Origin of the sequence: Streptomyces sp. AM6-12 (assembly GCF_044327085.1) — a bacterium.
Classification (GTDB): Bacteria; Actinomycetota; Actinomycetes; order Streptomycetales; family Streptomycetaceae; genus Streptomyces.
In genome coordinates this window covers 216,313-229,024 of record NZ_JBIQWN010000001.1, presented here as the reverse complement: position 1 = coordinate 229,024, position 12,712 = coordinate 216,313, and the positions used below count along the sequence as shown (strand labels likewise).

The window sequence follows — 12,712 nt, the reverse complement described above, 5'->3', positions numbered from 1 at the left end:
CCGCGGCCGTGCTCGGCCTTCTGCTCCGGCCAGGGGCGGCCGGTCACATCACGACGACCGCCGGGGCCGCTCGCGGGCACCGGGCGGGCCGCTGACGCCTCGGCCGCCGTCTCCGGGTCAGTTGACTGCGCCGGGGACGGCGCCGGGGCCGCCGACCAGTGCGCGTGAACGCACTTCGGCACCACTTCTGCGAGCGCCGCGGACGTCTGCTCGGGCGCTCACCCGTTTCGTGGGCCAGGTCGCCGCGCCACCGAGAGTGCGCCCCGTAAGCCCCGCGTTTCACCCTTAGCAACCTGCGCTGTTCGCATCACTCAGACCGCCACCGGGTACACCACGTATGCGATCAATGGCGCTGAGTGACGAACTCGCGGTCTCGTCCGAAGGGAACAGCAATGCTCAAGCGTCTCGCCGCCGCAGTCGGGGGCCTCGCTCTTGCGCTCAGCGGCGCCGTGGCTGCCGCACCGGCCGCCCATGCAACTCCGCAGGGCTGCGTCTATCAGGTCCTGGAGCAGTACCCCGGCGCGAATCCCGCCGTGGTCGAGCATGCCTGCCTCGCCGCGGCCGACGGGAGCCCGGACGGCGTACGGGCCTGCTACTTCGAGCTACGGAGGGACTACGTTCCCGCACAGCTCGCCCTTGAGGCGTGCCGACGCGCCTCCGAGGAGTAACCGCGGAATCCTGCCGCCGGGTTGCGGCCGCCGGCGCCCGCAACCCGGCGGCACGCCGCGGCGACGTCGGTGCGACTCAAGGCGATCAAGGGGAAGGGCCGCATTCGGCCGGTCCGCCGTCTTCCGCTGGATGATCCAGAGTGCTGCGACGGCATCGATCAGACGCACGAAACATGGACGCCGCCGTTGCCCCCGGAGGTCGAGGTCCCGATGACGTACGCGGTGAGAAGGAAGGTGCGCTGAACGGCTGGTGGGTCAAGGCCTATCGGGGTACGTACGGCAAGACCAGCGAGCGCGATCTGCCGGCTTTCACGACCCGGTGGAGCGTCGGCACGTCCAGCGCGGGCGGCTACGCCTTCCACGACTGCTCCGAGCCGCTGACCGTCGCTCCGCGATCCCTCGTCAACAGTGACGCCACCACGTGGAAGACCGTGGCCACCGCCACCAAAGAGGGCAGTGGTTACGACACCGACACGCTCTCCACGACGGTCCGACTCCAGCGTGCCTCGCGCATCCAGGGCACGAACGCCTCCCCGGAACCGGTCACCAAGGGCAAGGCGATCACCGTCACCGCCACCAAGGACGGCACGGGGTGCTGGTCGTACAGCGGCAACACGACCAGGGGCGCGAGCAACTCCACCGGCGACTGCGTCGACGTGAGGTAACGTCCGCCCGCTCTCGCGCCGAAGAAACGGCGTCCTGGCGCCGCGTCGACACGGAGGTACACGTGGGGCTGACGCGGAGTCAGGCCCGTGTGCGACCGGCGCACGCCCGCTCGCCAGGACGCGCCGGCTCCGCTCCGCACGCTCCCGTCGCGCGCCGCGGTTCCGTGTCGGCGGCAGGTACTCCTCCGCGCCCTTCCTATAGTGCGTTACGTCGGAATCGGTCTTTACCGGGACGTAACCCTCTGAAGGTGCTGAGTGAAACATTTGAGGCGGGTAGCGCTTGTCGGCGCCAGCATCGGAGCGCTTGTCGGCCCTGCGGTACCCGCAGCCGCAGCGGACCCCGTGGGACTGCCGGATCTGCGCGCCGATGTCGACCGGGACGGCTTCGTCAGCACGGCCGCGGGCGCCGGTGACGAGCAGGGGGAGACCCGGTGGAGCCGCGATCGGGGAGCGGTCTTCCTGCCGAACATCGACGACGACTCGCGGCATTGCCCGCGCACCGACACACCTGCCGCGTTCGTCTGCAACGACGCGGCGGACGAGGTCGTGAACGGCGCCGCGGACGCCCTGGACCTGGCACGGCTGCGCACGGTCCCCGAACCCCGTCTGCCCTCCTCGGCGTGGGGGAGGGTCCGCGTCGTCGGGCCGGGCGCGGCACACACCCGGATCTTCCTCCGTCGGCCCCATGGTTGGCGGGTGGCGACGTCCCGTACCCGGTTGACCGCCGCGGACCTGCGCCGGGGCGTGGAGCTGGGCATGGAGGGCAAGGACGTGGTGCGCGACCTTTCGAAGTGGAACGGTGAGGCGGTCGTCGAGTTCTCCGTGACGGGCCCCGGCGGGACGCGCTCGGACCGGGTGACGATGGGCACGGCACCCCTCCTGACGCACCATCACCTGCAACCGGCCCGGCGGACCATGGTGGTGACGTTCGCCGGTCGGGACCCCGAATCCCGTGCGCAGCGCCGGTTCGTCAGTGGTTTCGCCGCCGCGTCGAAAGCCGCGGGACTGCCCGCGCCGCTCAGGCTCCCGAACCCCACGTGGTCCGTGGACCACTGGACGCAGGACTTCGTCGAGCCCGGCTACGTGAGCATGCCGGCCCCGCATGGACGGCTCCACAGCATGCGCGTACTGATCCGCTCCGCACAGCTTTACGGCGAACCGCCCCGTCGTCGTGGCGCGGCCGAGCTGTATCCGTTGCGTGGCAGGGACGTGGCCGTACTGGAGACCGCCGTCGATCCCGCGTCCGACTGGAGTCTGAACTCCCTGGGGAACCTGGAGACGATCCCTCCCTACACCTACGGCGGGCGGTCCTTCCCGGCGGGACGGATCATCATGGGGCAGCAGGGCGCATCCGTCGGCACACGCCCGGCACGCACGATGCTGACGATGCTGCTCGCGCAACGGTCGCAGTCCCCCCTGCTCCTGGACACCTCGTGGCTGCACGTCGGGCACGTCGACGAGTTCGTACAGTTCCTGCCCGCCCGTACCCGGCGCGGCTGGAAGATCGGCGTCGCCGACCCCCGCGCGGGGCTGGCCGTGCTGGACACCGCGGTACGCCGCGGCCACGGCTCGACACGGATGTTCTCCTGGCCCGGATACGCGGATGTGCGGCCCCCGAAGGAAACCATCGCGGACACCGCCGGCTCCAAGACCTTCCGAGCCGACAACCTGCGGGCCGCCCGGCACATCGACGCCGACATCGGCCTGCTGCGACGGGCGACCGGCATCACCGACGCCGAGATCGTCCGCGTTCCGGCCCTCTATACCAGCGGCGTCCTGTGTGGCCCAGGCAGGGTTCGCCTGCCCGCGCTGACGTGCCCGCCCGGCAGGATCCCGGACGTGGCCCGCTATGGAGAGAACAAGAACGACCCCGGCCCCACTGCCGGGTCCGGCCCGAAACTCGGCGCCTACACGCCGGACCCCGTCAACGGCGTCCTGCTCGGCCCCCACTCCTACCTGGCGCCCGCGCAGTGGGGGCCAGTGATCAACGGCAGGGACATCTTCACCACCGCCGTGACAGCCGCCTATCGGGCGGCCGGAATCCAGGTCGGCTACCTGGACGACTTCTCCACCCACCACCTTCTCGGCGGCGAGGTGCACTGCGGCACCAACACACTCCGCGACGCCACCCAGCGCTGGTGGAGTCCGCAGCGCCACACCCCAGCACGATGAGCGAGGTGGGCCGCCCTGCGGACCCGTGCCGCCCGGTGACGGAGGCCGTCCGGCGGGCCGTGAAGCCGACGGCGGACACGCTCAAGGTGAACACCTCTGTCCGGCGCGGTCGCCGGGTGCCACCGTGAGCGGATGATTGAAGAGACGATCGACGAGGTGTTCGCGGCCGGCGGTTGCCGGGGGAACCTGAGCGTGCTGGAGATCGACGGGCCAGGACGGCTGTCGGTGGCGGGCGGAGACCTCGCGGTGGCGGCCTCCACATTCAAAATCACCATCGGCCTGGAGTTCTTCTGCCAGGCGGCGGAGGGGAAGCTGGACCCCACCGAGCGCGTGGTCGTCTCGCCGGCCGAGGCGTCGCTGGGCGGCCAGGGGCTCTGCATCACCGAGGACCCGGTGGAGATTTCGCTGCGGGATCTTGCCCGGTTGATGCTGACCATCAGCGACAACACCGCGACCGACGTGCTGATCCGCCGGCTCGGCATGGAACGGGTCAGAGCGCGCCTCACCGGGCTGGGCTTCACCGGCTTCCACCTGCCGGGCACGATCCAGCAGGAGTTCGACACCGCGGCCCGTGACGCCGGATTCACCGGTTGGGCCGCGATGGCCGACGCGATCCGGGACGCCACGTCGCCGGAGGAGGGCGAGGCCATGTGGCAGCGGGTGCTGGCGTCACCGGGGATGCGGCCGGGACGGATCAGCAGTGCGACCGCCGACGACCTGGCCGCCCTGGTCCGCGCGGTCTGGCGGGACGAGGCCGGCCCCGCCGAAGCGTGCTCGAACCTGCGCCGGATGCTGGGACAGCAGCGGCTCACCCGGAAGATCGCCACCGGCTTCGGGCCGGACGTACTGGTCGCGTCCAAGTCGGGCACCGTGCCGGGCGGCGTCAGCAACGACGTGGGCGCGGTCACCTTTCCCGACGGGCGGCGGTACGCGATCGCCGTGCTCACCCGGCCGCTGACGCTCGGCGCACCCACCCGCGAGGACGTCCTCGGCACTGCGGCCCGGGTCGCCCTGGACCAGCTGCGCACCAGGGCGGGGCTGCGGCGCCAAACCCGTTGAGTACGGTGGGTACCACGTGAACCGATACCCATATCGAGAGGTCGACGCCGTGCCCAACGCCAGGTTCTTCTTCGACGCGGGATCAGGCGGTGTCCTATGGGCGTCCTCTGAGGACCGGGACGCGTGGGGGTATCCGGTCGATCTGGACCGTCTGCCGATCAGTCACGACCTCCGCGACGGCCTGAAGGCGCTGATAGCTCGCTACGACACGTCGTTGAACTGGGACTATCCGCCGCACCCGGGGCCTTGGCGTGAAGCGGAGTGCCGCGACTTCAACGAGGCGGTACGCCAAGCGCTCGCCCGTCTTCGCGCCGAACTCGGCCCGGAATGGCGGATCCACGACGAGTTCTACGCACTCGAAGAAGACCCGGACCTCGACCGCTACCTGGCCAATCCGGCACGGTTTGTCCGCACCTGACTCGCCGGACTCGTCGTCGGCTTCAGCCGGAACCGTCCGGCCGGAAGCCGAGCGTAGTGTTCAACAAGTTGTTGAAGGGATCGCATCTTCCCCCCCGGTCTTAGGGGAGTTGATGGCTTTGACATGTCCTCGCGCAGGGAGAACACCCATGCCTACAGCGGATCAGGCGGTGCGGCCGGCGGGCTGGAGACCGATCGCTGTCGGGCGGACACAGGCGCGCGGCATCGCACAGGTCGCGCTCAGCGCGAACCCGTGGACGGGGCTGCTGTTCCTCGCCGCGCTGTTCGCCGACGACTGGCGGATCGGGGTGTCCGGTCTGCTCGGCACGGTGGCGTCCACCGCCACGGCGGCGGCGCTCCGCAGCGACCGCGGTGACCGTCTGGAACAGGGGCTCGAAGGGTACTGCGGCTGCCTCGTCGGCATCGCGCTCCTCGTCCGGTTCGGCGCCTCCTGGCGCACCGCGCTGCTCGTCGTCCTCGCCGCGGCGGTCTGCTCGGTGCTGACCACGGCCGCCGCCCGGCTCCTGGAGCGCCCGGGCCTGCCCGTGCTCACCGCCCCGTACTGTCTCGTCGTCGGCGTCATGACGATCGCGCTCCCCGAGCCCACCGCGGCACCAGCCGCTGCCGTCGCCCGGACCGCCGGCCCCTCGATGGCGGACATCGGGCACGCCTTCTGCGACAACATCGGGCAGGTCTTCATCCTCGACAAGTGGTACGCGGGCCTGATCCTGCTGGCCGGACTGCTTGTCACCTCCTGGCGCGCGGCCGCGGCCGCCGCCGGTGGCAGTGCCCTGGCGATTGTGACCGCCTGTGCGATGGGCCTGCCCGCCGACCGCCTGAGCGAGGGGCTGTACGGCTACAACGCGGTGCTCGTCGCCATCGCGCTAGCGGCGACCTTCCTGGCCCCCACCCCGTGGACCGCGGGCTACGCCGCACTCGCCGTCGTGGCCTCGGTGCCCTTCACCACCGCCTGGACGGCTTTTGCCCAGCCGTCCGGCGGATCACCTTTCACCTGGCCGTTCGTGGTGACGACCTGGCTCTTCCTGGCGGCCGCGCCGGCGATGGACCGGCCCGGCATGTCGTACGGGAAAGCGAAGTGACGCGATGAACCTCGCACCCCGCGAAATCGACGAGCTTCACGTCTACGTGGTGGCGGACCTGGCCCGGCGCCGCAGGGACCGGGGCACCAAGCTCAACTACAGCGAAGCCGCCGCGCTGATCACCGAGGCCGTGCTCGAAGGACCGCATCGAGGGCCTCGGTGACTTCCGGCTGCTGACGCGGGGCGACGGTCCCGGCCCACGCCTGTGCGGCATCCCCTCCTACCTGAGCAGAAGCGGCGTCGAGTGCTTTTCAACAAGCTCAAGCAGAACAAGTCCTAGCCGGTGAGGAGGGCTTGGTGGAGAGTCTCGCGGCAGTCGATGACGGTGTCGACGCCGACGAGGCTGATGGTGCGCATCACGGACTCGCCGGCAGCGGCCAGACGAAGCCAGCCGCCGGCCTCGCCGAGGGCACGGTGGGCGGTGATGAAGATGTTGATGCCGCTGGAGTCCATGAAGGTGACCTGGCCCAGGTCGGCCACGACCCGCGGGCGGGGAGTGTCCCAGACGTGCAGGGCCTGGCGGAGTGTGTCGCCGGTGTGGTGGTCGATCTCTCCGGCCAGGGTCAGCACGCGGATGCCGTCGGCGCTGGTGGTCTCGACCGACAGCTGACCGGTCTGCCCGGCGGGTTCGGGGCCGGTCATCTCTACCTCAGACATGCGGTGATCCTGGCACAGTCAGGCCCTCCTGCCCAGTGCGGCCCGACGCGCGTCCGTGTGTGGCCGATCCGACGGAATACACAGGGTGTGATCCGCGGCAGCGCGGGTAAGTGCGGGAACGACATGAACGGGGGAGCGAATGGCGGGCGTGATGAAAAAGACAGATCCGGCACCGGCGGACCACGCAGTGGTGGACAGGCCGGTCATAGAGACAAGCGCAGCCCTAGTCGGAGACGGCACGGACATCGCCCGGGCCCGCCACCTGACAGCCGGCTTCCTCACTCGGGTGCAGGCCGAGCACGGCCTGCCAGTCTCTCAGCGCGCGATGGATGTCACCCGGTTGGTGGTCAGCGAGCTGGTCACCAACGCTCGCAAGTATGCCCCCGGGCCGGTGCTGCTGGACCTGCGTGTCACCGGTGACACGGTCGAGGTCGCCGTGTGGGACTCCGACCCGGTACTGCCGATCGCCCGGGCCGCGGACGCCGGCCGGGTCGGCCAGCACGGCCTGGAGATCGTCATGGCCGTCGCCCAGGGCTTCGAAGCCCAGCGCGAGCCGGTCGGCAAACGCATCACCGCACGCATCGCCCTGGCCGACGATCCGGGCGGGGCAATCGCCGGACGCCGGCCCCTGTAAGGCGACCGGGACCGGCGCCGCACGCCCGGCGAGCATGGCGCCGCCTTGACCGCCGTCACCGCCCGCGGCCACGCCGGGGACGCCGAGGTCGTGTCGTTCCTCACTCGCCCGGCCAGCTCGTACGTCAACGGTGCCGTGCTGTTCGCCGACGGAGGCGAGCGCAGCCACCCGCCCGTCTGGGCGGCATCGTCATGAACCGCCCCAACCGCTGAACAGCCCAACGTGGTTGACGCGCCGTCGGTTCAGCGTGCCGAGGACGCCCGGCGGCGTCCGGCCGCGCGGGGTGGCCCCACCGTCGTCGTGACGCGTACCAGGCCGGGGGAGCGGGGGGCCGAGCCGAATCCGAACCGTACGGCGGGCTCGACCGGCGCGAGGGAACCGAGGTCGCGGCCCTCGTGGACGGCGCTCGCCGCGACGATCCGGTGCAGATCGCGGGCGCCGTACCACTCGCGTCGGCCGCCCCCGGCGCTTCCCCGTGTGCGCAGGCCGAGCAGCAGGCGGGCGAGGGGATCGGTCACCGCCGTCCAGCCGGGCCGCGCGGCCAGCGCTCCGGGCACCGCGGCGAGCAGCAGGCCCGGCAGCGGCCGACGGCCGACGGTGAAGCGCAGTTCGAGGTGCGGTTTCGCGGTGACCGTCCAGAGGCCACCGGTGACGTGGACCCGCACCGGCGCCACCCGCGCCTCGTCGAACTTGTAGGTGCCGGCGATGAAGTCCGCCGTCCGCCGGCTGGGCGCCAGCAGGAGCCGGTGGCCGTCCGCCCGCTCCAGCATCACGTCAGCGAACGGGCCGAAGGGCGAGCGCGCCCAGTATCCGACGACCAGCCGGGTGCCGGACGTGGTGCCCACCCCGGCGATCCAGCCGTCGAAGCGCAGCCGCCCGCGGCGCCCTGTGGGACACGAAACGGGCTGCTGGGGCCGGTACGAGTTCACGCGCGACATTTCCCCGGCGGGGGTGCGACGAAACCCCGGGCCGCCCGCACGCGGCATCGGCGTCCCGGAGTCGTCAGCCGCCCCAGACCGACCAGGAGGTGGCTCCGTGGACGGAGGCCAGGACGGAGAAGAGGACCAGGTCGGCGATGCCGAGGCCCAGCCCGAGCAGTGCCCGGAACCGGCGGGGTGTGTCCCGGCGCAGGGCGAGGACGGCGAGCACGATGGCGATGGGGCCGAGAACCAGGTTGAGGACGAGCAGTCCGAGGAGTCCCAGGACGAAGGAGGCCACCGCCATGCCTTCGGTGTCCCGTCGGCCGGTGCGGGCGGAGGGTGGTGCGGTCAACCGCATGGTCAGGCCCTCCTCGACCGGGAGCGCCGGCGCCGCTCGCGTCCGGCGAACACGACGAGCCAGCCGACGATCACGGCACCGGCCAGCAGGGTGACGGGCCAGGGAAGGTAGGCGGCCGAGCCCAGGATGATGCCCAGCAGGAGCAGGGCGACGACCAGGAAGAGCACGTCTACCTCCTCGGTTCGACGGTGCAGGCGATGGACGGCGGTTCGCCGCCGCCTCCGTACGACGGCCTCTGCGGCCGTTTCGTCAACGCGTTCATGACATCGCCGGTTACCCGCGGACGCGCGCCTCACGCGCCGGGGACGTCACCGACCGGTCCTCAGGTGACGCACGTACCGCAGTCAGGCCGCATCCGGCCGGCGGATTCCGCTGCCGCATCGGTACGGACAGTGCCGTCCCGCCCCTGGAGGGCTCCGAGAAGTGTTCAACGTTCCGTCACACCCGCCTCGTGCAGCGCCAGCCACACGCGGTCACGGGTCAGGGGAAGTTCGGTGAAGCGGATGCCCGTCGCATCGCGCAGGGCGTTGGCGAAGGCGGGGGCGACCGGGTTGAAGGGGCTCTCGCTCATCGACTTCGCGCCCAGGGGACCGATGGCGTCCGCGGTCTCCATGAAGTGGACCTCGGTACGCGGGATGTCGGCGTACTGGGGCAACCGGTAGCGGCGGAAAGCGGCCGTCTCGACCTCGCCCCGCCCGTCGATGCGGACGTTCTCGAAGAGGGTGGCACCGAGGGCCTGCGCGACGCCGCCCTCCACCTGACCGCGGCACTGCATCGGGTTCATGACCTTGCCCGCGTCGGCGGCGTGCACGCTGCGCAGGATGCGGATCTCACCCGTGCCCGGGTCGACGGCCACCTTGAACCACTGGGCGTTGAAGGCGACCGAGCGCGGAGTGCCGCCGAACCGCCCGTCGGCACAGAACTCGACACCGACCGCGCGGGCGGCGGCGTACAGCTCCTTCAGCAGCAGGCGTCCGCCGGGGTGCAGGACGGCTTCCTCGGCGAGCCGGCAGTCGGCGCGCGGGACGCGCAGATGGGCGGCGGCGAAGTCGAGGAGCATGTCGGCGAGGGCGCGTGAGGCGCGCAGCGTCGCCTTGCCCGCGACGACGGTCCCGGTGGAGGCGAAGGCGCCGGTGTCATGCCGTACGACATCCGTGTCGGACTGGCGGATGGCGATCCGGTCGACCGTCGTGCCGAGCTCCCCGGCCGCGATCTGCTTGTGCACGGTCGTCGTACCGTTGCCGACCTCGGCCGTGCCGGCGGCGAGATCGTAGGTGCCGTCGGGCAGCAGGCCGGCCTTGGCATCAGCGATGTGCCCACCGGGCGGACCGGTCGCGATCATCGCCAGAGCCGCGCCCTCGCCGACCAGCCAGCCCTCCGGCGCGCCTTCGCCGGCGTCCTTGTGGGCCTGCGCCCGGCGCACGACGCCGAGGCACTGGTCGAGGCCGTAGCTGGCGATGTGCAGATCCTCCTCGTGCCCGCCGGGGGTGACCATCGGCTCGTCGGCACCGATGACGTTACGGGCCTTGAACTCCAGCGGATCCAAGCCGAGTCGGCGGGCGAGCTCGTCGAAGGCGGACTCGACGGCGAAGCTCACCTGGCCGAGGCCGTAACCGCGGAAGGCCCCGGCGGGAACGGCGTGGGTGTACACCGAGTAGGCGTCGACCTTCTTGTGCGCGGCGCGGTAGACCGCCATGGACTCGCCGACGCTGTGGAACATCACCGCCGGTCCGTGATTGCCGTACGCACCGGTGTTCGCCACCACCCGCAACTGCAAGGCGGTGAGGGTGCCGTCGCGGCGGGCGCCCGCTTTGACGCGGATGATGAAGGGGTGCCGGGTGGTGGCGCCGTAGAACTGCTCGGCGCGGGTGTACTCCAGCTTCACCGGGCGCCGCAGCTTCAGCACCGCCAGGGCGACGATGTCCTCGACGAGCATCTCCTGCTTGCCGCCGAACCCGCCCCCGACCCGTCCCGCGACCACGCGGACCCGCTCCGCGGGCAGGTCGTACAGCGCGCACAGCGCGCGGCGGGTCAGGAAGGGGGTCTGCGAGCTGGTGCGCACGGTGAGGCGGCCGTCCTCGTCGAACCAGGCGACGGCCCCGTGCGTCTCCAGGCTGGCGTGCTGGGCGCGCTGGGTGCGGAAGGTCTCCTCGTAGACGACGTCCGCCTCGGCGAAACCGGCCGTGATGTCGCCGATCACCCCGTGCGCCTCACCGACCACGTTGTCGCGGGGGCGGGAGATCCGGTGCCTCTTCGCGTCCTTGTCGTGCACGACCGGCGCGCCCGGCCGCATGGCCTCCTCCGGATCGAGGACGGCCGGCAGCACGTCGTACGTCACCTCGATGCGCCGGCAGCCCTCCTCCGCGGCCGCTTCGCTGTCGGCCACGACGGCCGCGACGCGCTGGCCGATGTAGCGGACGGTGTCGTCCAGGACCCACCAGTTGGTCGCGCAGGACGCCACCCCGGCCCGGGTACTCGGCGCCGCCTTCGCGCACCTCGACGGGACCGCCGCCTACGTCCTGACCGCGACCGGCCGGACCGTCGCGGCCACTCCGGGCGCGCGGACGCTCCCGGCACGGGAGGCCGCTGCCCGGCTGGGAGGCACTAGCGGGGTGACGGTCGCCGTGGAGGCCGCCGGTGCCACCCCGTACGACCTCTGGTGGCTGCATCTGCCGGACGCGGCCGGAGCACCCCCACGACTCCTGCACGAGATCGCCCGGTTCCTGGGCCGCTGCCGCGAGGCGCTGTCCCGGCGGCGGGCCGCTCGGCGCCAGGCGGCGGACGACATCGGGGGCCTGATCAGCGGCCACCGAGCCGGCGACGTCGATGCCGCGGCACGCGCCTGCGGTCTGCCGGCCGAGGGCCCGTACCGCGTGGTCGCAGCCGCCACCAGCACGCGCCAGGAGGGCCTCGCGGAGGGCGCTCTGTCCGAGGCGATCGCGCTCACGAACCCGGCGTTCGCCGTCGTGGGACGCCTGCCGGACGGGACCGCGTTCGCGGTGCTGCCAGAAGACGCCGCCCGCGGGCTGGGGGAGACGTGGCGGCCGGTGGCCGCCTGTGCGCCGGACATCCTCCTGTACGGCGGACTCTCCTCACCGGCGAACGCGGTGACCGGGCTGCCCGGCTGCCTGGCCCAGGCCCGCTACGCCCTCACCTCGGCCCGGACCACCGCGCCGGGCACCTCGGCCCTGACCGATGCCACCACCCTGACCACGCTGGGCACGCTGCTCACCGGCGTACCGGCCGAGGTCCGCACCGCGTTCAGCAGCACCCTCCTCGGGCCGCTGCTCGACCCGGCGAACGCCTCCGCCGCCGCCCTGCTGACCACCCTGGAGGTCTTCCTCGCCTACGACGGCTCCTGGGCACGCACGGCCGAAGCGCTGCACGTGCACGTCAACACCGTCCACTACCGCATCCAGCGCATAGAGCACCTGACGGGCCGTGTCCTTTCCCGGCTCAGGGACCGACTCGACCTGTGCGCGGCGCTGGCGTGCCGCACGGACCCGGCCTGCCCGCCGGCCACGACGGCCGTGGACCCGAGCGGCGCCTCCGCCGCTACGACCGCTCGTCCCGCACGTTCGTCGACTTCATCCGCGCCACGACGGTGACGCCGACCGCCGGGCCCGGCTCCTGCACCGGCTGGCCGGACACCAGGGACACGACCTGGTGTGGTCCGGCGCGGATCTCCACGCGGACCACGACATGGTCACGGCCGGCGCCGCGGCCCCCTCCCACTCGGCCCCGCTCCCTGGCGAGCCCGCGTCAGCCGGCCCAGTCGATCATCCGGTCCGCCAGGCCGTCGTGCCCCATCGGCAACCGAGCCGCCTCCGCCCACCGGCGCACCGTCCCCGAGCTGCCACGAGCGCGGCGTAGGCGGCGACGAGCCCGTCAGGGTGGACGAGGGTCTCGGGCCGCAGCCGTTCGGCCGCCGCGCGTCGGTTGTTCCACTTCCCGGCCGCGGTGTTCACCGCCGGCATGTGCCGCGGTGGCGGACCGGGCGCAGGGAGAATGCCCGCGGCCGGACCGGGCAGAAGTGAACGGCGGGCGTGGGCTTCCCACCAT

Annotated in this window: 14 protein-coding genes and 1 pseudogene; 10 read left to right on the top strand and 5 right to left on the bottom strand. The window is 72.0% G+C overall.

Annotation, left to right across the window (positions count from 1 at the left end; genetic code table 11):
* Positions 1-392 precede the first annotated feature (392 nt).
* The 7 genes from ACE4Q9_RS01130 to ACE4Q9_RS01100 all read left to right on the top strand — a co-directional run bounded on the left by ACE4Q9_RS01130 (position 393) and on the right by ACE4Q9_RS01100 (position 6,244).
* Positions 393-668 (top strand): hypothetical protein, encoded by a 276-nt coding sequence (locus tag ACE4Q9_RS01130; RefSeq protein ID WP_397982288.1) that lies wholly within the window; start codon positions 393-395, stop codon positions 666-668.
* 173 nt (positions 669-841) lie between these two features.
* Entirely contained in the window at positions 842-1,333 is a 492-nt protein-coding gene (locus ACE4Q9_RS01125; protein WP_397982287.1) for a hypothetical protein, read from the top strand.
* A 342-nt stretch (positions 1,334-1,675) separates the two neighbouring features.
* Positions 1,676-3,505, top strand: a complete 1,830-nt coding sequence (locus ACE4Q9_RS01120) for a protein-arginine deiminase family protein (protein ID WP_397982286.1) — start codon at positions 1,676-1,678, stop codon at positions 3,503-3,505.
* 132 nt (positions 3,506-3,637) lie between these two features.
* Positions 3,638-4,564 (top strand): serine hydrolase, encoded by a 927-nt coding sequence (locus tag ACE4Q9_RS01115; protein WP_397982285.1) that lies wholly within the window; start codon positions 3,638-3,640, stop codon positions 4,562-4,564.
* A gap of 49 nt (positions 4,565-4,613) precedes the next feature.
* Positions 4,614-4,982, top strand: coding sequence for a hypothetical protein (locus ACE4Q9_RS01110; protein WP_397982284.1), 369 nt, complete (start codon positions 4,614-4,616; stop codon positions 4,980-4,982).
* Positions 4,983-5,130: 148 nt separating this feature from the next.
* A complete protein-coding gene (locus tag ACE4Q9_RS01105; protein ID WP_397982283.1) occupies positions 5,131-6,081 on the top strand; it encodes an urea transporter in 951 nt (316 codons plus the stop codon).
* A 4-nt stretch (positions 6,082-6,085) separates the two neighbouring features.
* Positions 6,086-6,244: an urease subunit gamma gene (locus ACE4Q9_RS01100; RefSeq protein WP_397982282.1), complete on the top strand. Its 159-nt coding sequence runs from the start codon at positions 6,086-6,088 to the stop codon at positions 6,242-6,244.
* Positions 6,245-6,357: 113 nt separating this feature from the next.
* Here the strand turns inward: ACE4Q9_RS01100 and ACE4Q9_RS01095 are convergent, their stop codons facing one another.
* Positions 6,358-6,738: an STAS domain-containing protein gene (locus ACE4Q9_RS01095; RefSeq protein WP_397982281.1), complete on the bottom strand. Its 381-nt coding sequence runs from the start codon at positions 6,736-6,738 to the stop codon at positions 6,358-6,360.
* A 151-nt stretch (positions 6,739-6,889) separates the two neighbouring features.
* Here ACE4Q9_RS01095 and ACE4Q9_RS01090 point away from each other — a divergent pair, with 151 nt between their 5' ends.
* Complete coding sequence (locus ACE4Q9_RS01090; RefSeq protein WP_397987081.1) at positions 6,890-7,372, top strand: ATP-binding protein; 483 nt, start codon at positions 6,890-6,892, stop codon at positions 7,370-7,372.
* Positions 7,373-7,417: 45 nt separating this feature from the next.
* Positions 7,418-7,567, top strand: coding sequence for a hypothetical protein (locus ACE4Q9_RS01085; protein ID WP_397982280.1), 150 nt, complete (start codon positions 7,418-7,420; stop codon positions 7,565-7,567).
* 47 nt (positions 7,568-7,614) lie between these two features.
* Here the strand turns inward: ACE4Q9_RS01085 and ACE4Q9_RS01080 are convergent, their stop codons facing one another.
* From ACE4Q9_RS01080 to ACE4Q9_RS01065, 4 genes and pseudogenes are all read right to left on the bottom strand, one after another.
* Complete coding sequence (locus tag ACE4Q9_RS01080) at positions 7,615-8,310, bottom strand: hypothetical protein (RefSeq protein WP_397982279.1); 696 nt, start codon at positions 8,308-8,310, stop codon at positions 7,615-7,617.
* Positions 8,311-8,374: 64 nt separating this feature from the next.
* Positions 8,375-8,650, bottom strand: a complete 276-nt coding sequence (locus ACE4Q9_RS01075) for a DUF4190 domain-containing protein (protein ID WP_397982278.1) — start codon at positions 8,648-8,650, stop codon at positions 8,375-8,377.
* A 2-nt stretch (positions 8,651-8,652) separates the two neighbouring features.
* Positions 8,653-8,817 carry a hypothetical protein gene (locus ACE4Q9_RS01070; protein WP_397982277.1) on the bottom strand — a complete coding sequence of 55 codons (165 nt, stop codon included), beginning with the start codon at positions 8,815-8,817 and terminating at the stop codon, positions 8,653-8,655.
* A 260-nt stretch (positions 8,818-9,077) separates the two neighbouring features.
* A pseudogene (locus ACE4Q9_RS01065) lies at positions 9,078-11,084 on the bottom strand (xanthine dehydrogenase family protein molybdopterin-binding subunit); the annotation flags it as partial.
* On the opposite strand from ACE4Q9_RS01065, the gene ACE4Q9_RS01060 reads away from it, so the two are divergent.
* Positions 11,071-12,258 carry a PucR family transcriptional regulator gene (locus tag ACE4Q9_RS01060; protein ID WP_397982276.1) on the top strand — a complete coding sequence of 396 codons (1,188 nt, stop codon included), beginning with the start codon at positions 11,071-11,073 and terminating at the stop codon, positions 12,256-12,258. The pseudogene ACE4Q9_RS01065 and the gene ACE4Q9_RS01060 sit on opposite strands and share 14 nt — an antisense overlap.
* Positions 12,259-12,712: the final 454 nt, after the last annotated feature.